The organism is Pseudomonas sp. WAC2 (assembly GCF_030403525.1).
GTDB lineage: Bacteria > Pseudomonadota > Gammaproteobacteria > Pseudomonadales > Pseudomonadaceae > Chryseomonas > Chryseomonas luteola.
The window spans coordinates 399,184-425,920 of record NZ_JAUEPD010000005.1 but is presented as its reverse complement, the minus strand read 5'-3'; the positions used below and the strand labels follow the sequence as shown (position 1 = coordinate 425,920).

Annotated in this window: 20 protein-coding genes; 14 read left to right on the top strand and 6 right to left on the bottom strand. The window is 59.4% G+C overall.

Going from position 1 to position 26,737, the window contains the following annotated elements; translation table 11 throughout:
- Nucleotides 1–17 precede the first annotated feature (17 nt).
- From QWJ10_RS13690 to QWJ10_RS13670, 5 genes are all read left to right on the top strand, one after another.
- Nucleotides 18–1,916, top strand: a complete 1,899-nt coding sequence (locus QWJ10_RS13690) for a feruloyl-CoA synthase (RefSeq protein ID WP_244322538.1) — start codon at nucleotides 18–20, stop codon at nucleotides 1,914–1,916.
- The gene (locus QWJ10_RS13685; protein ID WP_289927136.1) at nucleotides 1,913–2,434 is read left to right on the top strand and encodes a DUF3237 domain-containing protein; all 522 of its coding nucleotides are present in this window, start codon (nucleotides 1,913–1,915) and stop codon (nucleotides 2,432–2,434) included. The genes QWJ10_RS13690 and QWJ10_RS13685 overlap by 4 nt, the downstream gene beginning before the upstream one ends.
- Nucleotides 2,435–2,443: 9 nt before the next feature.
- Nucleotides 2,444–3,691 (top strand): thiolase family protein, encoded by a 1,248-nt coding sequence (locus tag QWJ10_RS13680; protein ID WP_289927133.1) that lies wholly within the window; start codon nucleotides 2,444–2,446, stop codon nucleotides 3,689–3,691.
- A 9-nt stretch (nucleotides 3,692–3,700) separates the two neighbouring features.
- Entirely contained in the window at nucleotides 3,701–5,437 is a 1,737-nt protein-coding gene (locus QWJ10_RS13675) for an acyl-CoA dehydrogenase family protein (RefSeq protein ID WP_289927131.1), read from the top strand.
- Nucleotides 5,438–5,703: 266 nt separating this feature from the next.
- Nucleotides 5,704–7,122: a sugar porter family MFS transporter gene (locus QWJ10_RS13670; protein WP_289927126.1), complete on the top strand. Its 1,419-nt coding sequence runs from the start codon at nucleotides 5,704–5,706 to the stop codon at nucleotides 7,120–7,122.
- 15 nt (nucleotides 7,123–7,137) lie between these two features.
- Here QWJ10_RS13670 and QWJ10_RS13665 read toward each other — a convergent pair whose 3' ends face one another.
- Nucleotides 7,138–7,575 carry a MarR family transcriptional regulator gene (locus tag QWJ10_RS13665; RefSeq protein WP_232235577.1) on the bottom strand — a complete coding sequence of 146 codons (438 nt, stop codon included), beginning with the start codon at nucleotides 7,573–7,575 and terminating at the stop codon, nucleotides 7,138–7,140.
- Nucleotides 7,576–8,012: 437 nt separating this feature from the next.
- On the opposite strand from QWJ10_RS13665, the gene putA reads away from it, so the two are divergent.
- On the top strand, nucleotides 8,013–11,990 hold the full coding sequence (gene putA, locus QWJ10_RS13660) for a trifunctional transcriptional regulator/proline dehydrogenase/L-glutamate gamma-semialdehyde dehydrogenase (protein WP_289927125.1): 3,978 nt from the start codon (nucleotides 8,013–8,015) through the stop codon (nucleotides 11,988–11,990).
- 55 nt (nucleotides 11,991–12,045) lie between these two features.
- Here the strand turns inward: putA and arcC are convergent, their stop codons facing one another.
- Genes arcC through arcD form a run of 4 tightly spaced genes read right to left on the bottom strand, consistent with a single transcriptional unit; the run spans nucleotide 12,046 to nucleotide 16,730 of the window.
- Nucleotides 12,046–12,975, bottom strand: coding sequence for a carbamate kinase (gene arcC / locus QWJ10_RS13655; protein ID WP_289927122.1), 930 nt, complete (start codon nucleotides 12,973–12,975; stop codon nucleotides 12,046–12,048).
- 11 nt (nucleotides 12,976–12,986) lie between these two features.
- On the bottom strand, nucleotides 12,987–13,997 hold the full coding sequence (locus QWJ10_RS13650) for an ornithine carbamoyltransferase (RefSeq protein WP_197872533.1): 1,011 nt from the start codon (nucleotides 13,995–13,997) through the stop codon (nucleotides 12,987–12,989).
- A gap of 37 nt (nucleotides 13,998–14,034) precedes the next feature.
- Nucleotides 14,035–15,291, bottom strand: a complete 1,257-nt coding sequence (arcA, locus tag QWJ10_RS13645) for an arginine deiminase (protein WP_122041541.1) — start codon at nucleotides 15,289–15,291, stop codon at nucleotides 14,035–14,037.
- Between the two features lie 14 nt (nucleotides 15,292–15,305).
- Complete coding sequence (gene arcD, locus QWJ10_RS13640; RefSeq protein ID WP_289927117.1) at nucleotides 15,306–16,730, bottom strand: arginine-ornithine antiporter; 1,425 nt, start codon at nucleotides 16,728–16,730, stop codon at nucleotides 15,306–15,308.
- 259 nt (nucleotides 16,731–16,989) lie between these two features.
- On the opposite strand from arcD, the gene QWJ10_RS13635 reads away from it, so the two are divergent.
- Nucleotides 16,990–17,349 (top strand): DUF5064 family protein, encoded by a 360-nt coding sequence (locus QWJ10_RS13635; protein WP_289927115.1) that lies wholly within the window; start codon nucleotides 16,990–16,992, stop codon nucleotides 17,347–17,349.
- 73 nt (nucleotides 17,350–17,422) lie between these two features.
- On the opposite strand, the gene QWJ10_RS13630 is transcribed toward QWJ10_RS13635, so the two are convergent.
- Nucleotides 17,423–18,322 carry a LysR substrate-binding domain-containing protein gene (locus QWJ10_RS13630; RefSeq protein ID WP_289927114.1) on the bottom strand — a complete coding sequence of 300 codons (900 nt, stop codon included), beginning with the start codon at nucleotides 18,320–18,322 and terminating at the stop codon, nucleotides 17,423–17,425.
- Between the two features lie 147 nt (nucleotides 18,323–18,469).
- Here QWJ10_RS13630 and QWJ10_RS13625 point away from each other — a divergent pair, with 147 nt between their 5' ends.
- From QWJ10_RS13625 to QWJ10_RS13595, 7 genes are all read left to right on the top strand, one after another.
- Entirely contained in the window at nucleotides 18,470–19,960 is a 1,491-nt protein-coding gene (locus tag QWJ10_RS13625; protein WP_289927112.1) for an aldehyde dehydrogenase family protein, read from the top strand.
- A gap of 179 nt (nucleotides 19,961–20,139) precedes the next feature.
- Complete coding sequence (locus tag QWJ10_RS13620) at nucleotides 20,140–21,420, top strand: FAD-binding oxidoreductase (RefSeq protein WP_289927109.1); 1,281 nt, start codon at nucleotides 20,140–20,142, stop codon at nucleotides 21,418–21,420.
- Between the two features lie 279 nt (nucleotides 21,421–21,699).
- On the top strand, nucleotides 21,700–22,821 hold the full coding sequence (locus QWJ10_RS13615) for a branched-chain amino acid ABC transporter substrate-binding protein (protein WP_010795895.1): 1,122 nt from the start codon (nucleotides 21,700–21,702) through the stop codon (nucleotides 22,819–22,821).
- A gap of 99 nt (nucleotides 22,822–22,920) precedes the next feature.
- Nucleotides 22,921–23,835 carry a branched-chain amino acid ABC transporter permease gene (locus QWJ10_RS13610; protein ID WP_010795894.1) on the top strand — a complete coding sequence of 305 codons (915 nt, stop codon included), beginning with the start codon at nucleotides 22,921–22,923 and terminating at the stop codon, nucleotides 23,833–23,835.
- A 4-nt stretch (nucleotides 23,836–23,839) separates the two neighbouring features.
- The gene (gene livM / locus QWJ10_RS13605) at nucleotides 23,840–25,117 is read left to right on the top strand and encodes a high-affinity branched-chain amino acid ABC transporter permease LivM (protein ID WP_074821874.1); all 1,278 of its coding nucleotides are present in this window, start codon (nucleotides 23,840–23,842) and stop codon (nucleotides 25,115–25,117) included.
- Nucleotides 25,114–25,989, top strand: a complete 876-nt coding sequence (locus tag QWJ10_RS13600; protein ID WP_074821877.1) for an ATP-binding cassette domain-containing protein — start codon at nucleotides 25,114–25,116, stop codon at nucleotides 25,987–25,989. Before livM ends, QWJ10_RS13600 begins: the two co-directional genes overlap by 4 nt.
- On the top strand, nucleotides 25,986–26,702 hold the full coding sequence (locus tag QWJ10_RS13595) for an ABC transporter ATP-binding protein (RefSeq protein ID WP_286787746.1): 717 nt from the start codon (nucleotides 25,986–25,988) through the stop codon (nucleotides 26,700–26,702). Before QWJ10_RS13600 ends, QWJ10_RS13595 begins: the two co-directional genes overlap by 4 nt.
- Nucleotides 26,703–26,737: the final 35 nt, after the last annotated feature.

Here is a 26,737-nt window from a genome sequence, read left to right as displayed (position 1 = left end):
AACAGGAGGTATGCGACGTGAACTGCGAGTCCGAGCTGTGCATTGAAAAGGTCGGTGCGGCCAAGCCCCGATACCGTTCGGTGTCGATCGGCCATCCGGCCGTAGACATCCGCCATGAGCAGAATGGCACTATCCGCATGCAGGCTCTGGAACCCCTAGCGCCGTTACCGCAGCGCTTGCTTGATCGCCTGGTTCATTGGGCCAGGGTACGGCCAGATCAAACCTTTGTAGCGGCACGTGAACAGGGCGGGGAGTGGCGGCGCATCACCTACGCCGACATGCTCCAGCGCGCACGTGCCATCGCACAGACCCTGCTGGGGTTTGGGCTTTCTGCCGAGCGCCCATTGGTCATCCTGTCCGGGAACGATCTTGAACATTTTCAGCTGTGCATGGGCGCGCTCTATGCAGGTATTCCCTATTGCCCGGTCTCACCAGGGTATTCGCTGCTTTCCCAGGATCTGGGCAAGCTCAAGCATGTAATCGATCTGCTTGATCCTGGCATGGTGTTCGCCTGTGACGGTGAGCTGTACCGCCGCGCCATCGAGGCGCGTGTGCCAGCGGAGGTGCCCGTGATCCTGACGCGGGGTGATCTTGACGGGCGGCTCTGTATTGCGTTCGAGGAGTTGCTCGCCCAGCCCGGCGGCGCCGAGGCGGATGCGGCTTTTGAGGCCACAGGGCCGGACAGCATTGCCAAGTTTCTCTTCACCTCCGGTTCTACCAAGCTGCCAAAGGCGGTAGTCACTACTCAGCAAATGCTCTGCGCCAATCAGCAGATGCTGCTGCAAACCTTTCCCACCTTTGGTGAGGAGCCGCCTGTGCTGGTGGACTGGCTCCCGTGGAATCATACCTTTGGCGGCAGCCACAACATCGGCATCGTGCTGTACAACGGCGGCAGCTTCTATTTGGATGAGGGCAAGCCTACGCCGCAGGGCATGGCTGAAACCTTGCGCAATCTGCGGGAGATTTCACCTACCGCGTACCTGACCGTACCCAAGGGCTGGGAGGAGTTGGTTACTGCGTTGGAAAATGATCCTGAGTTGCGTGAGCGTTTTTTCGCCAAGATAAAGTTGTTCTTCTTTGCCGCCGCAGGGCTTTCTCAAAGTGTCTGGGACCGTCTGGATCGTGTAGCGGAGCGGCATTGCGGCGAGCGTATCCGCATGATGGCCGGGCTTGGCATGACTGAAACGGCGCCGTCCTGCACCTTTACCACCGGGCCACTGTCCATGGCGGGCTATGTCGGGCTACCGGCGCCGGGCTGTGAGGTTAAGCTGGTGCCGGTGGATGGTAAGCTCGAGGCACGCTTTCGTGGGCCGCACGTGATGCCGGGCTATTGGCGCTCACCAGAGCACAACGCCCAGGCCTTTGACGAAGAAGGCTTCTACTGTACCGGCGATGCGCTCAAGTTTGCGGACCCGCAGCAGCCGCACCTGGGGCTGATGTTCGATGGGCGGATCGCCGAAGACTTCAAGCTATCGTCCGGTGTGTTTGTCAGCGTGGGGCCGTTACGCACACGCGTGGTGCTGGAAGGCGCGCCCTATGTGCAAGATGCGGTCATTGTCGGCCCGGACCACGACTGTCTTGGCCTGCTGATCTTTCCCCGTCTGCCTGAGTGCCGAGCCTTGTCCGGCCTGGGTGATGATGCCTCGTCCGCCGATGTGCTGGCCTCACCTTCAGTACGCGCCTGGCTTGCCGGGCTGCTCAGGCGGCTCAATCGAGAGGCAACCGGCAGTGCCAGCCGGGTGGAGTGGGCCTGCCTGCTCGATGAGCCGCCCTCTATCGATCGAGGTGAAATCACGGATAAGGGTTCGATCAACCAGCGCGCCGTGTTGCAGTGGCGAGCGGATCGGATCAAGACAATCTGCCAGGGCAATGACGCCTCGGTTGTTCGTTTCGAGGCGATGGAGGCAGCGCGATGAACAACTCTGTGGGGGTCAAGGCGCGTACCGTGATGGGGCTCGTCACCGGATGGATGCTTTTATCGATGATGACCACTGCCCAAGCGGCCACCGGTGTGGCTCCCCAGACGGAGCTGGTTTACGAGGCGACCGTGGAGATTGCCGATACCGTGTCCCTGGGTAAAGGCCCCCTGGGGGAGCGTCGTATCGTACCGATTACCGGCGGGCGTTTCGTCGGTCCCAGGCTGCGTGGCAAGGTCTTGCCGGGCGGGGCGGATCGGCAGCTGGTCCGTGCCGATGGCGTCCAGCAGCTCGATGCTTTGTATGAGATGCGCACCCATGATGGCGCGATCCTGACGATCCACAATCAGGCCCTTATCCACGAGCTGGATACCAAGCCCTACGCCTTCTCCACACTGACCATTACCGCCCCAGATGGCCCTTACGGCTGGTTGAATCGCTACGTTTATGCCGGAACCGTCGAAAGGGCACCCTTGCAGCGCAATGCCGTACTGATTCGCGTGTACCGCCTCAAATAGGAAACTGCCATGGCGCGACAACAGGGCTTGTATTCTGCATTCGACGACGTGGTGCTGCTTGGGGGTGTCCGTACACCCTGGGTAGATTACTGCGGCGCGCTGGGGCAGGTTTCACCGATTGACCTGGGCATCAAGGTCGCGCGTGAGGTACTGGCGCGCAGTGGCGTGGCGCCGGATCAGGTCGATAGCGTTCTGGCAGGGTCTGTCGCTCAGGCCAGTTTCGATGCTTACCTGTTACCCCGACACATCGGCCTTTATGCGGGCGTTCCCTTAGAGGTGCCGGCCCTGCAAGTCCAGCGTATCTGTGGCACCGGTTTCGAGTTGCTGCGTCAGGCGGGTGAACAGATTGGCTTGGGTCAGGCCGAGATCGCCTTGTGCGTCGCCAGCGAGTCCATGTCTCGCAATCCCATTGCGGCCTATACGCACCGGAGCGGTTTTCGCCTGGGAGCCTCGGTGGAGTTCAAGGACTTTCTCTGGGAGGCCCTGATGGACCCGGCACCGGGTATCGACATGATTGGCACCGCTGAAAATCTGGCCCGTCGCTACAGCCTTACGCGTGCCGAGGTTGATACTTATGCATTGGCAAGCTTCAACCGGGCGCTGGCAGCACAGGAGGCCGGTTGGTTTGCGGATGAAATTGTCCCTGTGCAAACAGAAGAATTCCGGCTGGAAGGGTATCGCGCACGGGGTATTCAATTGCCACGTCGTATCGCCTCTGTCGCTGTCGATAGTCATCCGCGGCCTACGTCACTCGAGGCCCTGGCCCGGCTCGCCGCGATTCATGGGGGCGGTGTGCAAACGGCAGGCAACAGCTGTGCAGTGGTTGATGGTGCTGCGGCGATGGTCGTGGCCAGAAGGTCGAGCCGGACAGACGGGCCACCGCTAGCCAACCTGTTGGCCGCTACCGCGGTCGGGGTTGCTCCAGAAGTAATGGGTATCGGTCCGGCGCCGGCCATTCGCCTGCTGCTCGAGCGCAGTGGGCTGACGCTGGCGGAGATCGCTCGCTTCGAGATCAACGAGGCGCAGGGCGCTCAGGTGTTAGCTGTCCAGCGTGAACTGGATATCGATCCGGAAAGGCTGAATACCTGTGGCGGTGCGATTGCGCTGGGACATCCCCTGGCCGCAACCGGCCTGCGCCTGACGCTTACCCTGGCGCGACAGCTACAGGCCAACCACGAACGCTATGGCATCGCCGCCGCGTGTGTGGGCGGCGGGCAAGGCATGGCGGTGCTGATTGAAAACCCGAACTATCGTTAAGAGGATGCCATGGCCTATCACCCTCCGCTGCGCGATATGCGGTTCGTTATTAATGAATGGCTCGATGCTCCTTCGACTTGGTCTGTAATACCAGCCTTTAGCGAAGTGGACGCTGATCTATCCATGCAAATCCTGGAGGAAGCGGGGCGTTTTAGTGCCGACAGGTTGGCGCCGCTTAACGCCTCGGGCGATCGTCAGGGCTGCCAGCTGCAGGATGGACAGGTGACGACGCCGTCCGGGTTTGCCGAGGCTTATCAGGCCTATGTCGAGGGTGGCTGGCCCGCCTTGGCTTGTGACCCGGCCTGGGGAGGGCAGGGCCTGCCACAGTTGCTGGACGCGGCGCTTCAGGAAATGCTGGTTTCCGCCAACCATGCCTGGGCCATGTATCCCGGTATTGCCCATGGTGCATACGAGTGCTTGCGCGCCCATGCCTCAGAAGCGCTCAAGGAGACTTACCTTAATAAAGTTGTGAGTGGCGAGTGGCTTGCCACCATGTGCATCACCGAGCCCCAGGCCGGCAGTGACGTTGGCCTGATTCGTACCCGGGCAGAGCCGATAGAGGAGGGGCGCTATCTGCTCGACGGCAGCAAGCTGTTCATCTCGGGTGGCGAACATGATCTGACATCCAACATCGTGCATCTCGTACTGGCTCGCCTTCCTGATGCGCCTGTCGGTAGCCGCGGGTTGTCCCTGTTCCTGGTGCCCAAGGTGCTTGAGGGCACGGCTAATGGCGTGTACTGCGAGAGCCTGGAGCACAAGATGGGTATCAAGGGCAGTGCAACCTGTGCCTTGCGTTTCGAGGGGGCCTGCGGCTGGTTGATTGGCGAGCCCCATCGGGGATTGGCGGCAATGTTTGTCATGATGAATTCGGCACGCCTGCATGTAGGGTTGCAAGGGTTGGGACATGTCGAGTCGGCCTATCAACAGGCACTTGCCTATGCCTCGGAAAGAAGGCAAATGCGCGCGCCGAAGCGCTCTGAAGAGACGGCTGAAGCAGCCGATCTGCTTGTTCATCATCCGGCCATGCGACGCGTTTTGCTGGAACTACGGGCTTGCAGCGAGGGAATGCGGGCGCTGGGGTACTGGGGAGCGCATCTGCTGGATCTGGCCGAGCATGCGACAGAGGCCGATGAGCGCGCCCGCGCCCATCAACTGGCATCGCTGCTGACACCGGTCATCAAGGCATTCTTTACCGAGCAGGGGTTTCAGCAGGCCAGTGCGGCGCTGCAGGTGCTGGGTGGTTATGGCTACGTGACAGACTTTGGCATCGAGCAGACCCTGCGCGACAGCCGGATCGCCATGATCTATGAGGGCACCAACGAAATTCAGGCCAATGACCTGCTCGTGCGTAAGGTCATTGGTGACAGGGGAGCAGCACTGGGCAGGCTTCTGGAGCACTATCAGGCAGAAGCCGAGCGGTGTTTGGCAATGCCTTCGTGCAAGTCTTACGGTGAGGCGTTAAGACAGGCCTGCCACCAGACTTGGCAGGTGACAGCGGACTTGATGAGTTCCAGCGATTCGGAATGGCCCTATCGCGCTGCGTTGGATTATCTCCGCTTACAGGGTTGGTTAGGGTTGGCATTTGTCTGGGCACGTACGGCTCGGCTGACCGAGTCCCGTCAGGAAGATGCATTTTATAGAACCAAAAGCGAAACGGCCCGCTTCGCGTTTGACTATCTGCTGGTCAATATTGCCCAGGCCGCAGACACCATTAAGGTGAGCCGGGCACCTTTACCTGCCTTATAGGAGGCATTAGCGAAACGGTCGGGATCGGCAGTAACTGGTGTGAAAACGGCAGACACAATGTGGCGATGTGCAGGCATTTCGTCAGCTTTTCTTTGTAGGGGTTGTTTATCGTTTTATGGCCCTTGAGCGCTGAAAGCGCTATGTCTGAGCGGTTGTAAGACCCTGATCGTGTCAAGGCTGACCGCAAGCGTCATGCGGCAGGCGGAACCACATGGGTAACGGCTCTCTCCATACCTTCATATCCCTCCCATATGACAGGTAACTTCATGGCAGACGCTGTTAGCTCCGCAAACGAGAGCCGTATCAAGCCCAAGGCCTATATGGCAATGGTGGCTACCGTTGCAGCCATCGCCGGAGGGTTGTACGGCTACGATACGGGCATCATCTCCGGTGCCCTTCCACAAATTGCCCAGGACTTCGAGCTTAACCACCGCGCCCAGGAGCTTGTCACGGCCGCCATCTTGCTGGGTGCGGTAATCGGTGCCCTGAGTTCGACACGTATGTCGGCAAGGCTTGGGCGTCGGCTGACCATCGTGATCGTGGCGGGTATCTATTGTGTGGGGGTGGTTGCTGCTGCCATCTCTCCCAATGTCTGGTGCCTAGGACTGTCTCGCCTGGTGCTGGGCTTTGCAGTCGGCGGCTCGACGCAAATTGTCCCCACCTACATCGCTGAGCTGGCACCTCCCGAAAAGCGGGGTCGCCTGGTGACCTATTTCAACGTTTCCATTGGTGTAGGGATTCTCCTGGCTGCAATTGTGGGGGTGGCCGGCCAGAACCTCTTTACCTGGCGCTGGATGATTGGGGTTGCACTTGTACCTTCGCTGGCGCTGTTGTTTGGCATGACCCGAATGCCGAGAAGTCCGCGGTGGCTGGTCGAGCAGGACCGTCCAAAAGAGGCTAGGCATGAGCTGTCCAAGGTACGGGATACCACGGGGGAGGTGCGCGAAGAGATTGCGGATATCCAGGAAGTTGTGGACAAGAAGGAGGAGCATTCGGTAACAGGCTGGCGGGCCATGCGCCAACCGTGGTTACGACCGGCGCTTGTGGCCGGCCTGGGCGTAGCGGCGTTTACCCAGCTCAGCGGTATCGAGATGATGATCTATTACACGCCGACGTTTCTGAAGGATGCCGGCTTTGGCACGTCCGCTGCGCTGTGGTCAGCCCTTGGCGTGGCAATCACTTATCTGGTCATGACGGTAATCGGTAAGCTGATTGTCGACAAGGTCGGACGTCGAACGCTGAGCCTGGCGATGATTCCGGGGGCAGTGGTGGCGCTTCTGGTATTGGGCGCCGTGCTGCACTTCAATTTGGCGGGCGATTCGCAGGGCTGGTGGGTAGTGGGTTGCCTGATCGTCTTCATGATCTTCAACGCAGGCGGCATCCAGGTGGTAGGCTGGCTGACCGGATCGGAAATCTATCCGCTGGCTATTCGGGATCAGGCGACCGGTGCTCATGCCGCCATGCTCTGGGGGTCCAATCTATTGCTGACCGGGACTGCCTTGACTATGACGCAATGGCTGGGTGTAGGGGGTGCGATGTGGGTTTACGCCGGACTCAATGTCCTGGGCTGGGTCTTCATCTTCTTCCTGGTCCCGGAAACAGGTGGACGAAGCCTGGAAGACATCGAGCGGTCACTGAAGGCCGGTTCCTTCCTGCCCCATCGCACCCACAAGCAGCCCGCGTAAATGTAATGCGCCGGGCTACCGGTAGACCTTGTGCAACAAGTGCAGCAGTTGCTGTCGCTCCTCGGTACTCAGGGCGGCGGTGGCCTCGTTATCACTGCGGATAGCCACGTCCTTGAGCTGCTTGAGTAGGGTCTCGCCGGTTTTGCTTAGAAAAATGCCATAGGAGCGCTTGTCGGCCTTGCAGCGTATGCGCAGCGCAAGGCCCAGCGCTTCCAGCTTGTTCAGCATGATAACCATCTGCGGTGGCTCGATGGTCAGTGCGCGCGCCAGCTCGGCCTGCATGAGGCCCGGGTTCTGCTCGATCAGCGTAAGGGCGGTGAACTGGGCGGGGCGAAGATCATAGGCTTCCAGCTCATTGATCAGATGCTGGAAGACTTTCAGCTGAGCCCGACGCAAGGCATAGCCGATCACCTCGTCCAGAAATGGCGAGTTGATTTCGCTGCTTTCTTCCATATCGGTCGTATCGACTGCAACCTGCTGTTTTTTATTCATTGAATGAGAAACGGTTTCGTCATGATCATCGAATAATGCGGGCAGACAATATACAAGTCACGTATTTTCTTATACATCGTAGGGGTATTGTCGCTACCACCAGTGCTTTCCAGAAGGTCAAAGCAGGCTTAGGTGCAACCCGGCCTTTGCGGCTCGTCCGACTCAGCATAAAAGCGGCAAATCAACATAACGCAAGAGTGAGCAGGCTATTTTGTACTGGTAGGCTTGAAGCCTTGATGTAGACAGGTTCTAACGAGATGGGACGGCGTCTTCCGGCGGTCAAGAGACAGACGGTTGCGCCTTTGTCGGTTTCCTGGGTTGCACCTGGTTGCACCATGCAGAGGTAGCCTCTATGCTTGCCGCCACCGTGTAGCACTTCCAATTAAAAAGGCTGTTCAATGGCAACTACTACTACGCTAGGCGTGAAACTCGACGAAGCCACCCGTGAACGTTTGAAAGAGGCCGCTCGCCTTATCGACCGTACACCCCATTGGTTGATCAAACAGGCAATCTACACGTACCTGGAAACATTGGAAAAAGGTGTAAGTGTCGACGAGTTGCAGAATATTGCAGCACGACTGGGCGAAGGTGACAACGAAGTAGTAGAAGCCTTGGCTGATCCGGTCTATCAGCCATTCCTTGAATTTGCCGAAAGCATTCTGCCGCAGTCTGCGCTGCGCTCTGCCGTGACGGCCGCTTATCGCCGTCCGGAAGAAGAGATGGTGCCCATGCTGCTTGAGCAGGCGCGTCTCCCTGCAACTACTGCCGATGCCGCGTACAAGCTTGCGTACAGCATTGCTGAAAAGCTACGTAACCAGAAGGGCGCTGGTGGCCGCTCCGGCATGGTCCAGAGCCTGCTGCGCGAATTCTCTCTGTCTTCCCAGGAAGGCGTGGCGCTGATGTGTCTGGCCGAAGCGCTGCTGCGTATCCCGGACAAGGGCACCCGTGATGCCCTGATCCGCGACAAGATCAGCAAGGGCAACTGGCAGCCACACCTGGGCAACAGCCCGTCACTGTTCGTCAACGCAGCGACTTGGGGACTGTTGCTAACGGGCAAGCTGGTCTCCACCCACAACGAGGCGGGTCTTTCCAGCTCGCTCAATCGCCTCATCGGCAAAAGCGGCGAGCCGGTCATCCGCAAGGGTGTGGACATGGCGATGCGCCTGATGGGCGAGCAGTTCGTCACCGGCGAAACCATTGCCGAAGCCCTGGCCAATGCCAGCGCGCTTGAAGCCAAGGGCTTCCGCTACTCCTACGACATGCTGGGTGAAGCGGCCCTGACTGAAGAAGACGCCCAGCGTTATCTGGCGTCCTACGAGCAGGCCATTCACTCCATCGGCAAAGCCTCTCATGGCCGTGGCATCTATGAGGGCCCGGGCATCTCTATCAAGCTGTCCGCCCTGCATCCGCGCTACAGCCGTGCACAGTACGAGCGCGTCATGGACGAGCTGTATCCGCGCCTGCTGAATTTGACCCTGCTGGCTAAGCAGTACGACATCGGTATCAACATCGATGCCGAAGAAGCTGATCGCCTGGAAATTTCCCTCGATCTGCTGGAGCGCCTGTGCTTCGAGTCCAGCCTGGCTGGCTGGAACGGGATTGGTTTTGTCATCCAGGCCTACCAGAAGCGTTGTCCATTCGTGATCGATTATGTGATCGATCTGGCGCGCCGCAGCCGTCACCGTCTGATGATCCGTCTGGTGAAAGGCGCGTACTGGGACAGTGAGATCAAGCGTGCCCAGGTTGAAGGTCTGGAAGGTTATCCGGTTTACACCCGCAAGGTGTATACCGATGTGTCCTACATGGCGTGTGCGCGCAAGCTGCTAGCGGTGCCAGAGGCGATCTACCCACAGTTTGCTACCCACAACGCCCACACCCTGGCGGCGATCTACCAGATCGCAGGTCAGAACTACTATCCCGGGCAATACGAGTTCCAGTGCCTGCACGGCATGGGCGAGCCGCTGTACGAGCAGGTCGTCGGCAAGGTGGCCGATGGCAAGCTGAACCGCCCATGCCGTATCTATGCGCCGGTGGGAACGCATGAAACCCTGCTGGCCTACCTCGTGCGTCGCCTGCTGGAAAACGGCGCGAACACCTCGTTCGTCAACCGTATTGCCGACCACTCCATCTCCCTGAAAGAGCTGGTGGCCGATCCGGTCGTGACGATCGAGCAGATCGCAGCACAAGAAGGCAAATTAGGCCTGCCACATCCACGCATTCCGCTGCCCAGCCAGCTGTATGGCGAAGGCCGCTTGAATTCCAGCGGTATTGACTTGGCCAATGAGCATCGACTGGGCTCGTTGTCAGGTGCGTTGTTACATAGTAACAACACCGAATGGCGTGCAGCGCCCATGCTGGGCTGCCCGGCTGAAGTAGGCATTCCCCAGGCCATCCAGAACCCAGCCGATCACCGTGACGTGGTGGGTTATGTGCAGAACGCCAGCGTCCAGGACGTGGACAATGCGCTGAACAGTGCATTGACCGCTGCACCGATCTGGCAGTCCACGCCGCCGGACCAGCGTGCCGCCGTGCTCGAAACCGCGGCCAACCTGATGGAAGCGCAAATTCAGCCACTCATGGGCCTGCTGGTTCGTGAAGCCGGCAAGACCTTTGCCAACGCCATTGCCGAAGTGCGTGAGGCGGTCGACTTCCTGCGGTATTACGCCGCCCAGGTGCGTCGTGATTTCGCCAATGACACCCACCGTCCGCTGGGTCCGGTCGTATGCATCAGCCCGTGGAACTTCCCGCTGGCGATCTTTACCGGTCAGGTCGCGGCTGCGCTGGCGGCGGGTAACACCGTACTGGCCAAGCCTGCCGAGCAGACACCACTGATCGCAGCTCAGGCTGTTCGCATCCTGTTGGAAGCCGGTGTGCCGGAAGGCGTGGTGCAATTGCTGCCAGGCCAGGGCCATACCGTAGGTTCGGCACTGGTCAGCGATGAGCGTGTGAAAGGCGTGATGTTCACCGGTTCGACCGAAGTCGCCAACATTATTTCCCGCAACATTGCCGGTCGTCTGGATGCCCATGGCCGTCCGATTCCGCTGATCGCTGAAACAGGTGGCCAGAACGCAATGATCGTGGATTCCTCGGCACTGGCCGAGCAGGTGGTAACCGACGTCGTGGCATCAGCGTTCGACAGCGCCGGTCAGCGCTGCTCCGCCTTGCGCGTCCTGTGTGTGCAGGAAGACGTGGCGGATCGCATTCTTGAGATGCTCAAGGGCGCGATGGCTGAATGCCGCATCGGCAATCCGGATAACCTGCCCGTAGACATCGGCCCGGTGATCGATGCCGAAGCCAAGGCCAACATCGACAAGCACATCCAGGGTATGCGCGCCAAAGGCCGTACGGTTTACCAGATTGCACGCAACAACGATGGCGCGACCCATCGCGGCACCTTTGTAATGCCAACGCTGATCGAGCTGGAAAGCCTGGATGAGCTGGAGCGTGAAATCTTCGGTCCGGTGCTGCACGTGGTGCGTTATGCCCGTCAGGACCTGAACCGCCTGATGGATCAGATCAACGCTACGGGTTATGGCCTGACGCTGGGTGTGCATACCCGCATCGACGAAACCATTGCCCAGGTTGTGGAAAAGGCTCAGGCCGGTAACCTCTACGTCAACCGCAACATGGTAGGCGCAGTGGTCGGCGTGCAGCCTTTCGGTGGCGAAGGCCTGTCTGGTACAGGTCCAAAGGCCGGTGGTCCGGTGTACCTGTACCGCCTCCTGTCTACCCGTCCGGTAGACGGAGTGGCCCAGGCGTTTGCCCGTGACGATCAGGAAAGTCCGTCTGACCTGACCCTGCGTACCCAAATGGAACAGCGTCAGGGCAAGCCGCTCGAAGCGTTGCAGAAGTGGGCAAGCGAGCAGAACAACACCGATTTGGCCGAGCTGTGCCAGGCATTCGCCAGGCAGACCGTCAGCGGTGTGACTCGCCTGCTGGCCGGTCCGACGGGTGAGCGCAACACCTACAGCCTGCTGCCACGTGAGCGTGTGCTCTGTCTGGCGGATGACGAGACGGATCTGATGGCCCAGCTGGCAGCGGTACTGGCAGTCGGCAGCACCGCGCTGTGGGTGCAGAACGATCTGTCCCGTGCGTTGCGTGGTCGTTTGCCCAAGGCTGTTCAGGCTCGTATCCAAACGACGTCCGACTGGACCAAGGACGAGGAACACTTCGATGCCATCCTGCATCACGGTGACTCCGATCAGTTGCGTCAGGTCTGCCAGCAGGCAGCCCAGCGTAGCGGTCCGATCGTGGGCGTTCAGGGATTGTCCCAGGGCGAAACCGCGATTCCGCTGGAGCGTCTGCTTATCGAACGCGCGGTAAGCGTCAACACCGCAGCAGCCGGCGGTAACGCTAGCCTGATGACCATCAGCTGAGTGCTCCGCTCATGAAAAGGCCCGGTTTATCCGGGCCTTTTCGTTTCTGTAGGGTTTATCGATACAGGATGTCCTCCGCCTCCACTGTGACCCGTGTTCCGGCGCGACCCTGCGTGATGGCCTCGATGTCCGACAGCGAGCCGATGGCAGCCGTCTTCCCGGTCTTACGGGCAAACTCACAGGCCGCCTGGACCTTGGGCCTCATGGAGCCTGCCGCGAACCCGAGCGCTTCCAAGGCCTCGGGGTGGGCTTGGGCAATCGCTTTCTGGTCGGGCTTGCCCCATTCGATATAGGCTGCGTCCACGTCAGTGGCAATCACCAGCAGGTCCGCGTCCAGCTCCTGCGCCAGCAGGGATGAGCAGAGATCCTTGTCGATGACCGCCTCGATACCTTTCAGGCGTCCGTGGTGGTCATAGCAGGTGGGAATCCCGCCGCCGCCTGCGCAAATGACAATGGTGCCTTTTTCCAGGAGCCACTTAATCGGGCGAATCTCGAAGATGCGTTTGGGTTGGGGGCTGGCTACCACGCGGCGGAATTTGTCGCCATCTGCGGCAATGGTCCAACCCTTTTCCGCCTGGAGCTGTTCGGCCTGCTCCCGACTATAGACCGGGCCGATGGGTTTGGTGGGATGTTGGAACGCTGGGTCGGCAGCATCCACCTCTACTTGAGTCAACAGCGTGGCGAACGGCACCTCATACGGAAGCAGGTTGCCCAGCTCCTGCTCGATCATGTAGCCAATGGAGCCTTCGGTCTGCGCGCCCAGCACATCCAGGGGGTAGGGGCTTACGTCCGTATAGGCCGCACCCTGCAGGGCCAACAGCCCGACTTGGGGGCCATTGCCATGAGCAATGACCAGCTCGTTGCCGTCCACGATCTTGGCCAGTTGCCCGGTGGCGATCCTGACGTTCTCCCGCTGGTTCTCAGCGGTAAGGGGTTCGCCTCGGCGAAGCAGGGCATTACCCCCCAGAGCGACGACGATACGCATGGTGCGACTCCTTACAGGTCAGCGAGAGTAGCGACCAGAACGGCCTTGATGGTATGCATCCGGTTCTCTGCCTGCTCGAATACTATGGAGGCGGGCGACTCGAATACGTCATCAGTCACTTCGATACCATTGGCAAGGTGCGGGTATTTTTCGGCAATCTGCTTGCCGACCTTGGTTTCAGCGTTATGGAAGGCAGGCAGGCAATGCATGAACTTGGTCCGTGGACTGCCGGTCGCCTTCATCAGCTCGCTGTTGACCTGGTAAGGCAGGAGCAACTGAATGCGCTCACCCCAGGCTTCCACGGGTTCGCCCATGGACACCCAGACATCGGTATGCACAAAGTCGACGCCCTGAACCGCTTCCTTGGGATCTTCAGTCAATGTAACGCGTGCGCCAGTCTCCTCGGCGATGGCCTTGCACTCCTTGATCCAATCTTCGTGTGGCCACAAGGCCTTTGGCGCGCCGATGCGTACGTCCATGCCCAGCTTGCAGCCAATCAGTAGCAGTGAGTTGCCCATGTTGTTCCGTGCATCGCCCAGGTAGGCGTAGCTGATGTCATGCAGCGGTTTGTCGCTGTTTTCCTGCATGGTCAGCACGTCGGCCAGCATCTGGGTGGGGTGGTATTCATCGGTCAGGCCGTTGTACACCGGCACGCCTGCATATTTGGCCAGCTCTTCCACCGTCTCCTGGCTGAAGCCGCGATACTCAATGGCGTCATACATGCGGCCAAGCACACGGGCGGTGTCCTTCATGGTCTCCTTGTGGCCGATCTGGGAGGAGGTCGGGTCGATGTAAGTGACGTGCGCGCCCTGGTCATGGGCGGCTACTTCGAAGGCGCAGCGGGTGCGGGTCGAGGTCTTTTCGAAGATAAGGGCAATGTTGTTGCCCTTGAGGTGCTGCTGCTCGTTGCCGGTGTACTTGGCGCGCTTGAGGTCGCGGGCGAGGTCCAGCAGGTAGCGGATCTCCCGCGGAGTATGGTGGGCCAGGCTGAGCAGGTTGCGGTTGCGAATGTTGAAAGCCATGTGAATTCTCCTGAGGTTCCGGTAGGGGCGGGTAGGACTAGTAATCGACAGGGTCACGTACGATCGGGCAGGTCATGCAGTGGCCGCCGCCCCGGCCCCGGCCAAGCTCACTGGCGCTGATGGTGATGACTTCGACCCCTGCCTTGCGTAGCTGGGTGTTGGTGTAAGTATTGCGGTCATAGCCGATCACAACGCCGGGTTCCAGGGCGACCACATTGTTGCCGTCATCCCATTGCTCACGTTCAGCTTCGTAGCTGTCACCACCGGTCAGCACGACGCGCAACGCCTTGAGGCCCAGCGCTTCGGCCACGGTATCGAGGAAGGGTTTGGGTTCGCGGCGGATGTCGATACCGCCCGGCTTGCTTTCATCCGGCCTCAGGCTGAACGGCACGATGGCATTGGCCACTTCCGGGTAGACAGTGACCAGATCGCGGTCGCAAAAGCTGAACACGGTATCCAGGTGCATGGCCGCACGGGATTTGGGGAGGCCGGCCACGATGATCCGCTCCACTGCGCCTGCCTTGAACAGGTTTTGCGCCAGTTGGCCAATGGCTTGCCGCGAGGTGCGCTCGCCCATGCCAATCAGCAATATGCCTTTTCCGATAGGCATGACGTCGCCGCCCTCCAGGGTGGCAAGGCCGTGGTCCACATCTGGGTCTCCATACCAGATGTTGAAGTGCTGATCGGCGAATTCCGGAGCAAACTTGTAGATGGCCGCTGTCAGCAGTGTTTCCTGGCGACGGGCTGGCCAGAACATCGGATTCAGCGTGACGCCGCCGTAGATCCAGCAGGTGGTATCACGGGTGAACTGGGTGTTGGGCAAGGGCGGTAACACAAAACTGGAGTGGCCCAGGTAATCCCGGAACATCTTGACCATCTCACTGCCGCTGGTGTCGGGAAGGTCCGAACCGGACACACCGCCAATCAGGAATTCGGCCAGATGGCGGGGCTCCTGGCTTTCGAGCCAGGCACGGGTTTCGTTGACCAAGCCTATGCCGACCTGATTAGGTACGATCTTGCGGTCCAGAATCCACTTCAGCGCTTCGGGATTCTTCACGGTCTCGGTGAGCAGATTGTGCATCTCCAGCACTTCCACCCCACGCTCACGCATTTTGGTGACAAAGTCGAAGTGATCGCGCTTGGCCTGATTTACCCAGATCACATCGTCGAACAGCAGGTCGTCACAATTGCTGGGGGTCAGGCGCTGATGGGCCAGTCCGGGCGAGCAGACCAGTACTTTGCGCAGTTTGCCGACTTCCGAATGCACGCCGAGCGGGCTTGAGTTAACGGTCATGTCTGTTCTCCTTGTCACAGGGTCAGGAAGCCGGCGTACAGACCGTAGGCTGCTATGGCAGCGCCCAGCACGACGGCGGCGAAGATCAGTTTTTCAACAGCGGTGAAAACGGGCTGGCCCAGCTCGTGTTTGGCCTTGGCGAACAGGATTGCGCCAGGGGCATAGAGCAGGGCGGAAAGCAGCAGGTATTTCATGCCGCCGGCATAGAGCAGCCAGGCGCTGTAGAGGATGGCAATGACGGCAATGATCAGGTCCTTGCTGCGTTCACGGGAGGCGGCCTCGTAGGACTCGCCTCGTACGCCGATCAGCAGGGCATAGGCCGCCGACCAGAAGTACGGCACCAGAATCATGGAGGTGGCCAGGTACAGCAGGCTGGTGTAAGTGCTGGCGGCAAACAGGGTGATCACCAGGAACAGCTGGATCAGCCCATTGGACAGCCACAGTGCATTGCTGGGCGCATGGTTGGCGTTCTCCTTGCGCAGGAAACGCGGCATGGTGTTGTCGCGGGCGGCGGCATAGAGAATCTCGGCGCAGAGCAATGTCCAGGAGAGCAAGGCCCCGGCTAACGAGATCACCAGCCCTACGCTGATCAATACCGCACCCCAATGACCAACGATATGCTCCAGTACGCCTGCCATGGAGGGGTTCTTGAGTCCGGCCAGTTCCGGTTGGCTCATGACGCCCAGCGACAGGACGTTGACCAGCACGAGTAACAGCAGCGTGCCAAGAAAGCCGATCACGGTTGCCTTACCCACATCACGGCGTTTCTCGGCACGTGCGGAATACACGCTGGCGCCTTCGATCCCGATGAAGACCCACACAGTCACCAGCATCATGTTTCGCACCTGGTTCATGACGCTGCCTGAATCCGGTGTGCCCCAGAAGTCCGCTGTGAAGATATCCAGACGGAACGCTACGCCCGCGAGCACGATGAACATCACCAGCGGAACGATCTTGGCGATTGTGGTAACGAGGTTGATGAAGGCGGCTTCATGTACACCGCGCAGGACCAGGAAATGTACGCCCCACAGGACGGCCGAGGCACACAGGATGGCCAGCGGCGTGTTGCCCTCGCCAAACGCCGGAACGAAAAGGCCCAGCGTACTGAACAGGAGCACGAAGTAACTGACATTGCCGAGCCAGGCGCTGATCCAGTAACCCCAGGCGGAAGAGAAGCCCATGTAGTCACCGAACCCTGCCTTGGCGTAGGCGTAGACACCGGCATCCAGTTCGGGCTTACGGTTGGCGAGGGTCTGGAAAACGAAGGCCAGGGTCAGCATGCCGACAGCGGTAATGGCCCAGCCGATCAGCACGGCGCCCGCGCCGGCACTTTGGGCCATGTTTTGCGGCAGTGAAAAAATGCCGCCCCCGATCATCGATCCCACGACGAGGGCAGTCAGCGCGCCCAGCCTTAACTGTTGTGTTTGTGCTGTGGTCATGACGGCATTTCCTTACGGGTTTGAGCCTATTAGGAACCTGCAGGAAAAATGGCTAATGACCTGGATCAAGGAGACGAACGATTGTTTGAACACGCGCTATTGGAGATCAATGCCTCAATAGATCGTTGTGGATTGACCTGAAGCAATGAAGTGCTCTGCGGCGCATATTTTGGCCGTGCAGATCCATTACGCTAGCCAGAAGACCGCCAAACGGTCTGATGTGAACGCAATCTGCCAAGCGGCGGGAGGAGTAAAAATCATGTACGAGCCGGGTCGTCTTGACGTGCAGCGGCTGGGTAACCCGCAACAGCCAGCCTTTCGCCTGAGCCTGACCTATGAGGTGACGCCTCCGTCGCGCGAACAGGTCGTAAGGTTCGACCTCAACGGTACAGTAGGTGAGCAGACCGTCCGCGAAACGTTCGAGTTGCGCCGCGATGTGGCCTGCAATTTTCTGTCAGTGATCAGCCGCCGCCTGCGGGGCTATGGACTGGCGCCGCGTACGGCCTGCGTCTTTTCCTGGCATCACGACTACGATCCGTTGTTCGACGATCTGCGTCAGCGCCTGCAGCTCAAGCCGGGCGACCCGGTGGACCTGGAGTGGTTTTTGAGCCGGGGGTGATGTGCGTTGGGCCCATTCTGTCCCGGCCTCATTCAAGGCCTTCACAACACCTCCGTGCCAATAACGGCATTACTCAAACGGTAGGCGTATCGATCCGCTCGCGTATCCAGGCGACGAACTTTCGGATCTTGGGGACTTCCGCGGCATGCTCGGGATAGCCGAGATAATACGTATGTGGGCTGGTCATGCTGTGCGGCCAGGCAATGACCAGCTTACCCTCGGCCAGCTCCTCGTCGATCAGAAAGCGTGGCACCAGGGCGACACCGCAGCCCACCTGCGCCGCGCGGATGCACATGGTAAAGGTGTCGAAGCGCGGCCCGTGGTAGCTGTGTTCAGTGTGAAGGCCCTGGCTCTGGAACCATTCGTGCCACGCCTCGGGGCGAGCTGCATTCTGGAGCAGAATGTAATCGGCCAGCTGCGTCGGATCGCTCAGGTGCCCTTCGGGCCAGAGACCGGGTGCGCAGACCGGCACCATGTCCTCAGTCATCAACGGAATACATTCAGCACCGGGCCAGCGTCCCTGGCCGGCGAACAGTGCCACGTCACAGGCCGGCTCGTTGACATCCATATTCTTGACCTCATGACGCACGTCCAGGTGGATCATCGGATGCTGTAGCCGCCAGCCTTTTAAACGTGGAATTAGCCAGCGCTCGCCAAAGGTCGGAGGCGTTGCTACACGCAGCACCTCGGTTTCACCTCCATAGGAGCGCATGTAATGGGTCGACATCTCGATCTGCGTGAGAATCTTGGTGACTTCAGACAGGTACAGCGAGCCGGCTGGAGTCATCTGCAACCGCTGGCGTACGCGTCGAAAAAGCGGATGGCCCAGCTGTTCTTCGAGCTGAGCCACCTGCTTGCTCACCGCGCTCTGGGTCAGGTTCAGCTCCTCGGCGGCACGGGTAAAGCTCAGGTGCCGTGCCACGGCCTCGAAACATTGCATGGCGGTGATCGAGGGTATGTGGCGACGGGACATGACAGCTCCAACCTGAGTCAGCGCGCAGGTTTAAGGCTGCGTGCAGAACGTTCATGAAAAAAAGGAATGATAAACCGAGCAAAGGTCGTTTGTTGAGCAGCCGCTTCTCGGCCAATACTGAACCCATAATGACCTAAGGAGCCAGCCATGATTGATGCACTGCTCAGCCGTCTCGGCGTTGACCCAAGCCTTTACCAGAACGGCAACCATGCCGTGTTCACACCTATCGACGGCAGCCAGCTTGGCGCTGTCACGCTGGAAAGCGCCGCCGAGGTGGAGCAAAAGATCACCCGGGCCGACAAGGCTTTCCAGGCCTGGCGCGCCGTACCGGCGCCACGTCGCGGTGAGTTGGTCCGCCTGCTGGGCGAAGAGCTGCGCAAGCACAAGGCCGACCTGGGCGAGCTGGTGTCCTGGGAAGCGGGCAAGATCACTCAGGAGGGGCTGGGTGAAGTGCAGGAAATGATCGATATCTGCGACTTCGCCGTCGGCCTGTCCCGCCAGCTGTATGGCCTGACGATCGCCTCTGAGCGTCCCGGTCACCACATGCGTGAAACCTGGCACCCGCTGGGCGTCGTGGGCGTGATCAGTGCGTTCAATTTCCCGGTGGCGGTCTGGTCATGGAACACCGCCCTGGCCATCGTCTGCGGTAACTCTGTGGTATGGAAACCTTCGGAAAAAACGCCGCTGACGGCATTGGCCTGTCAGGCGCTGTTTGAACGCGCCGTCAAAGCCTTTGGCGATGCACCGGATTACCTGAGCCAGGTCATCGTAGGGGATCGAACCAGCGGTGAAGCGCTGGTGGATGATCCACGCGTGGCCTTGGTCAGCGCCACTGGCAGCACCCGTATGGGTCGTGAAGTGGGGCCACGTGTGGCGGCTCGCTTTGGCCGTTCGCTGCTGGAGCTGGGCGGCAACAACGCCATGATCGTTGGTCCCAGTGCCGATCTGGACATGGCAGTTCGCGCCATCCTATTCAGCGCTGTGGGTACGGCCGGTCAACGCTGCACCACACTGCGCCGCTTGATTGCCCATGAATCCATCAAGGATGAATTGGCGACACGCTTGAAGTCTGCCTATGCAAAGGTGCGTATCGGCCATCCGCTGGAAGGCAATCTGGTCGGTCCGCTGATCGACGCACAGAGCTTTCAGGCCATGCAGGGCATCCTGGAGCAGGCCAAGGGTGAGGGCGGTGTGGTCTTTGGTGGCGAGCGTCAGCTGGCGGACCAGTACCCGAACGGTTACTACGTCTCTCCGGCTATCGTCGAGATGCCCGAGCAGAGCGAGTCGGTGCAGACTGAAACCTTTGCCCCCATTCTCTACGTGATGACTTACCGTGAATTCAGCGAGGCCATTGCCATGAACAATGCGGTGCCACAAGGCTTGTCGTCCTGCATCTTCACGACGGACATTCGCGAGGCCGAGTCTTTCCTGTCTGCGGTGGGCAGTGATTGCGGCATCGCCAACGTGAATATCGGCCCGAGCGGCGCCGAGATTGGAGGGGCCTTTGGCGGAGAGAAGGAAACCGGCGGCGGCCGCGAGTCCGGCTCCGATGCCTGGAAGAGCTACATGCGTCGCCAGACCAACACGGTGAATTACTCCCGCGAGCTGCCATTGGCGCAGGGGATCGTGTTTGATTGAGGTGGGATTTAAGTGATGGGTATCGCTGCGCTCAATCCACCCTACCGGGTAGTTTTGTAGGGTGTTGATGCGGGACTGCCGGGACGGTCTCGTAGGATGGGTTGGGCCCTGGCGATACCCATCGAAACCCTCACCCTCAAGGTTAACGGTTCATATCGTCATTGTGTGAAGGAATACCTATGCCGCTCCGCCAGCAATGTCTGTGGGAAACCCTGTCACCTAATACCCTCAATGCACCACCCTTGAAAGGCGAATCCAGGGCTGATGTCTGCATCATCGGTGCAGGCATTACCGGGCTTTCGGCGGCCCTGCATCTGGCGGAGCAGGGCAGGCGTGTGGTGGTGGTGGAAGCCTATGAAGTGGGGCATGGCGGTTCCGGCCGTAACGTCGGGCTGGTCAATGCCGGTATGTGGATTCCACCGGACGAGGCGGTCGCTACGCTTGGGCCCGCGGTAGGGGAAAAGCTGCTCAAGGTCATGGGGAACGCACCCTATGAGGTCTTCTCCCTAATCGAGCGCCACGGCATCAATTGCCAGGCGCAGCACCAGGGCACACTGCACATGGCGCATAACGGCAAGGGCCTTGCTGACCTGCAACGCCGCGCCGAGCAGTGGCAACGGCGAGGCGCACCGGTTGAATTGCTGACCGGTACTGCCTGCATCGAGGCCTGTGGCACCGCCCATGTCTCCGGCGCGCTGCTGGATCGCCGTGCCGGCACGATCAACCCGATGGGCTACAGCCTTGGGCTGGCCCGCGCGGCATTAGCGCAGGGTGTTCAGCTCCATCAGCAGTCACCGGTTACTCGCCTTGAGCGTCAGGGCTCACAGTGGTGCGTCGTGACGAGGCAGGGGGCCGTGCTGGCCGAGCAGGTGCTTATCGCTTCCAACGCCTATACCGAAGGCGAGTGGACTACCCTGCGCAATCAATTCTTTCCGGGGTATTACTATCAGGTCGCCTCCAGGCCGTTGGGGCCCGAAGCCGATTTTATCCTGCCCGGCGCGCAGGGCTCCTGGGATACTCGCACGGTGCTCAGCAGTATCCGGCGCGATGCAGCGGGACGCCTGTTGCTGGGCAGCCTGGGCAATATGGCGAGCCGTCCGGGCTGGTTCATAGAGGCCTGGGCTGATCGCATTCAGCAGCATTATTTCCCTGCGCTTGGCAAGATCGAGTGGGAATGCACCTGGACAGGATGCATCGCGTTTACGCCTGATCATCTGATGCGCCTGTTCGAACCGGCACCCGGTTTGCTCGCCATGACCGGTTATAACGGGCGCGGTGTAACGACCGGTACCGTTGTAGGCAAGGCCTTTGCCCATTACTTGTGCAGCGGTGACAGCGAAGTGCTACCGATGCCCTTTGTCCCCTGGGATCACAACCCAGTAGGGCAATGGCGAAGTCCGCTCTACGAAGCAGGTTTTAGTCTTTATCATGCGGGGCAGTGTTTGCGAATTGTGGTGTAACTCGCAGTGTTACTTATTGGTGCAAGGGGTGAGGATGACAAGATCAGGACAGTGCATCTAGGCCGTTTCGCTGTCCTGAACGATGCTTCGTGAGTGACCTTACACATAGGCAAGCGCTGCTTTAGTTGCAGGCTGGCGGAGCATTTCGCCGATTTCTTGCAAAATCCTCTGATTTTTTAAAAAAACCTATGATTTTGAAGATTTTTAACGATATCAGAGCGCTGGCATGTGGATTGCTGGTTTGAGAGGGCCAACCTAACCCTCTGGAGCAAATCTCCCATGTCGACGATTTACAGAAAAGGCATTCTGGCTCTCGCAATTGGCTCAGCTCTTTCGTTTTCCGCTTTGGCTCAGGCCGATATCATCATCGGTGTTGCAGGTCCCTTTACTGGCGCTAACGCCGCTTATGGAGAGCAGTTCTGGAAAGGTGCAACACTGGCGGCTGAGGACATTAACGCCACGGGTGGTATCAATGGTGAAAAGATCAAACTGGTACAGGGCGACGATGCCTGTGAGCCCAAACAAGCGGTAGCGGTGGCTAACCGTTTGGTCGATTCCGAAGGAGTCAAGGCGGTGATCGGCCACTTCTGCTCCTCCAATACGCTGCCAGCGTCAGAGATTTACGATGAGGCAGGAATAATCTCCATCACGCCTGGATCAACCAATCCACAAATCACCGAGCGCGGTCTGGCAGGCGTATTCCGCATGTGTGGCCGTGATGACCAGCAGGGGGTCGTGGCAGCCAACTACATTGTGGATACGCTAAAGGCAAAAAAAGTGGCCGTTATCCATGACAAAGATGCCTATGGGCAGGGCCTGGCGGATGCCATGAAGGCTCAGCTGGCCAAGCGCGGCGTGAAGGAAGTGCTTTATGAAGGCCTGACGCGTGGTGAGAAGGACTTCAACTCCTTGGTAACCAAGATTCGCTCCTCTGGGGCCGAGGTCGTCTACTTTGGCGGTCTGCACCCCGAAGCTGGCCCGCTGGTCCGCCAGATGCGAGAGCAGGGCGTAAACGCCAAGTTTGTTTCAGGTGATGGCATCGTCTCGGCTGACATGGTAACGACTGCCGGTGGCCCGCAATATACCAAGGGGGTGTTGATGACCTTTGGTGCCGATCCGCTGAAAAGCCCAGCCGGTAAAAGCGTCGTCGATAAGCTGCGCGCCTCGGGTTATGAGCCGGAAGGCTACACGCTGTATTCCTATGCCTCTTTGCAAGCCGTGGCGGCTGCCTTCAAGGGCGCCGGCAGCACGGATGGCGAAGCCGCCTCCGAATGGCTCAAGAGCCATACCGTTCCTACCGTTCTGGGTGAAAAGTCCTGGGATGGGAAGGGCGACCTCAAAGTCTCCGACTACGTAATGTACGAGTGGGACGACAAAGGCAAATACAACCAGTTGCCCTGATTCCCTTTCTGCGTTCATGCGTCTTTCACCTCCGGCTGACCAAGCCGGAGGTGATGTCCTGGCGCGTCTTTACTCAACCGCTTGCGCGAGAATGACATCGTGGACGGTATCTTCCTGCAACAACTCATCAACGGCCTGACCCTGGGCTCGGTATACGGGCTGATCGCCATCGGTTACACGATGGTGTACGGCATCATTGGCATGATCAACTTCGCTCACGGCGATGTGTACATGGTGTCTGCCTATCTGGCAGCCATCGGTATTGCCCTGTTGAGCTTTTTCGGCCTGCATTCCTTTCCTGTGCTGATCCTGGGCACGCTTATCTTCTGTGTAGTGGTGACCAGCCTTTATGGCTGGGCAATCGAACGAATCGCCTACAAACCGCTGCGTAACTCCACCCGCCTTGCGCCGCTGATCTCGGCCATCGGCATGTCGCTGATCTTGCAAAACTATGTGCAGCTGGCCCAAGGCGCCCGCCAACAAGGGGTACCAACGCTGCTCGATGGGGCGCTGCGCCTGCATATCGGTGAAGGCTTCGTCATCATCACCTATACCAAGATCTTCATCATCGTTGCGTCCATTGTGGGCATGGGCCTTTTGACCTATGTGATCCAGAAGACCACATTGGGCCGCATGTGTCGCGCGACCCAGCAGGATCGCAAGATGGCGCAGATTCTGGGCATCAACACCGACCGGGTGATCTCGTACGTGTTCATCATCGGTGCTGCGATGGCGGCGTTGGCCGGTGTACTGATTACCATGAACTACGGCACGTTCGACTTCTATGCCGGCTTCATCATTGGTATCAAGGCGTTTACTGCGGCGGTGTTAGGCGGCATCGGCTCGCTGCCGGGCGCCATGCTGGGCGGCATCATTCTGGGCGTGTCGGAGGCGCAATTCGCGGGTCTTGTGAACAGCGACTACAAGGATGTCTTCAGCTTCTCGCTACTGGTGCTGATTCTGATCTTCCGGCCCCAGGGGCTGCTTGGAAAGCCGCACGTGGCGAAGGTGTGATGCTATGACCCAGACTTCTTCCTTCGATTTCAAGGTCATCCTGCGTGATACTTTCATGGTCGGGCTGGTCTCGCTCATCCTGTTCGGGCCCATCGTAGGTATTGTGCTCGACGGTTATGGCTTCAACCTGGAGCCTCAGCGCGTCGGCATCATGGTGGCGGTGGTGATGGCGGGGCGTTTTCTGCTCAGCCTGTTCGGCCAGACGTCCAGGGGACGTACCTGGATCGAGTCGTTCAAGCGCAACGATGGGGGCGTGCATGTGCTGCCGCCCGGACACAAGTCGAATCTGCGGTACATCCTGCCTGTCGTGATTCTGGTCGCGCTGATCTTTCCCTTCCTGGCCACCAAGTACTGGCTGACCGTGGTCATCCTGTGCATGATCTACGTGCTGCTTGGCCTGGGGCTGAACATCGTGGTCGGGCTCGCCGGTCTTCTGGACCTGGGCTATGTCGGCTTTTATGCCATCGGTGCCTATGGGCTGGCGCTGGGTTACCAATACCTGGGGTTGGGCTTCTGGACGATGATTCCCCTTGCTGCAGTCATGGCTGCGGTGGCCGGGGCAATTCTTGGCTTTCCGGTGCTCAGGATGCACGGCGACTACCTCGCCATCGTGACCCTGGGCTTTGGTGAAATCATCCGTCTGGTGCTCAACAACTGGCTGGAGTTCACCAACGGCCCCAATGGAATTTCAGCACCGTCCCCTACGTTCTTTGGTATTGAGTTCGGTCGGCGGGCCAAGGAGGGCGGCGTACCTCTCCATGAGCTGCTGGGAATCTCCTACAACCCCAACGCCACGATGATCTTCATCTACAGCGTGCTGTTTCTCATCGTGCTGCTGGTGCTCTATATCAAGCATCGCCTTACCCGCATGCCTATTGGTCGTGCCTGGGAAGCGCTGCGCGAGGATGAGATCGCCTGCCGCGCCATGGGCCTTAACCATGTTCTGGTCAAGCTTTCCGCCTTCATGATCGGTGCGTCCACCGCCGGGATCGCCGGGGTGTTTTTCGCTACCTACCAGGGCTTTATCAACCCGGCCTCGTTCAACTTTTTCGAGTCCGTTCTGGTGCTGGCCATCGTGGTGCTCGGCGGCCTGGGCTCGACCGTCGGGGTGGTCATTTCGGCCTTTGTCATGACGCTGCTGTTCGAGGTGCTGCGTGAGTTCGGCGACATCCGCATGCTCGTGTTCGGCGTGTTGATGGTCGTGATGATGATGTGGCGCCCACGCGGGTTGATCCGCATCAGCCGCAGTGGATTCGCGATTCGCAAGGGAGTAGCGCCATGAGCGACAACATTCTTACCGTTGACGGATTGGGCATGCGTTTCGGCGGGATCAAGGCGCTTTCCGATGTGGCCTTCAGCATTCGTCGCCATTCCATTACTGCCCTGATCGGTCCCAACGGGGCGGGCAAAACTACAGTCTTCAACTGCCTGACCGGATTCTACAAGGCCACCGATGGCCGTATCGTGTTAAGCAACGCTGACGGGCGCGAAACGGACGTGGGCAGAATCATGGGGGAGCCGTTTCAGCCCACCGATTTCGTCAACCCTGCCCAGTTCGGCAGTCGCCTCTGGTACAAGATGTTTGGCGGGACGCACCTGGTGAACCGTGCCGGCCTTGCGCGGACGTTCCAGAACATTCGCCTGTTCAAGGAAATGTCCGTGGTCGAGAACCTGCTGGTAGCCCAGCACATGTGGATCAACCGCAACCTACTGGCGGGCGTCTTCAATACGCCGGGTTTTCGTCGGGCAGAGGAAAAGGCACTCGATGTAGCCTTTTACTGGCTGGAGGTGGTGGGGCTGACCGAGTGCGCCAACCGCCTTGCTGGAGAAATGTCCTACGGTCAGCAGCGCCGTTTGGAGATCGCCCGCGCCATGTGCACCCGACCGGAACTGATCTGTCTGGATGAGCCTGCTGCGGGTCTTAACCCTGCCGAGACCGAGAAGCTGTCGGCCATCATTCGGCATCTGCGTGATGAGCACAGGATCACTGTGCTCTTGATCGAGCATGACATGGGCATGGTCATGAGCATTTCCGATCATATCGTCGTGCTGGACCACGGCAATGTGATTGCCCAGGGCCTGCCGGACGAGATCAAGAACAATCCGAAGGTCATTGCCGCCTACCTGGGCGCGGATGAGGAGGAGGTGGCATGACTACGCCCTTGCTGGAATTCAGAAACGTCGACGTGTTCTACGGGCCGATCCAGGCGCTCAAGGGCGTTTCGCTGCACATCAATGAGGGCGAGACGGTCAGCCTGATCGGTGCCAACGGGGCGGGAAAATCCACCCTGCTCATGTCCATCTTTGGACAGCCGCGGGCGCGTAACGGACAGATCATCTACCGAGGCGAGGAAATTACCCAGAAAAGCGCCCATTTCGTTGCCTCCAACGGTATCGCGCAATCACCGGAAGGGCGGCACGTCTTTCCTGACATGAGTGTGGAAGAGAACCTGCTGATGGGCACCATCCCCATCGGTACCAAGCATGTGGACGAGGACATGCAGCGTATGTTCGAGCTGTTTCCGCGTCTCAAGGAGCGCCGTAACCAGCGGGCCATGACCATGTCTGGGGGCGAGCAGCAGATGCTAGCCATCGCCCGGGCGCTCATGAGCCGACCCAAGCTCCTGCTGCTTGATGAACCAAGCCTGGGACTTGCGCCTATCGTGGTGAAGCAGATCTTCCAGATCCTGCGTGAGCTTGCGCAGTCCGGCATGACGATCTTTCTGGTCGAGCAGAATGCCAACCATGCGCTCCGGTTATCGAACCGGGCTTATGTCATGGTGACGGGAGAGATCCGCATGACGGGCAGCGGCCAAGAACTGCTGGCTGATCCTCAGGTGCGCGAAGCCTACCTGGGCGGCCATTAAGCCGCCGTTCAGCCTGCGTCAGGCTCCATGGTACT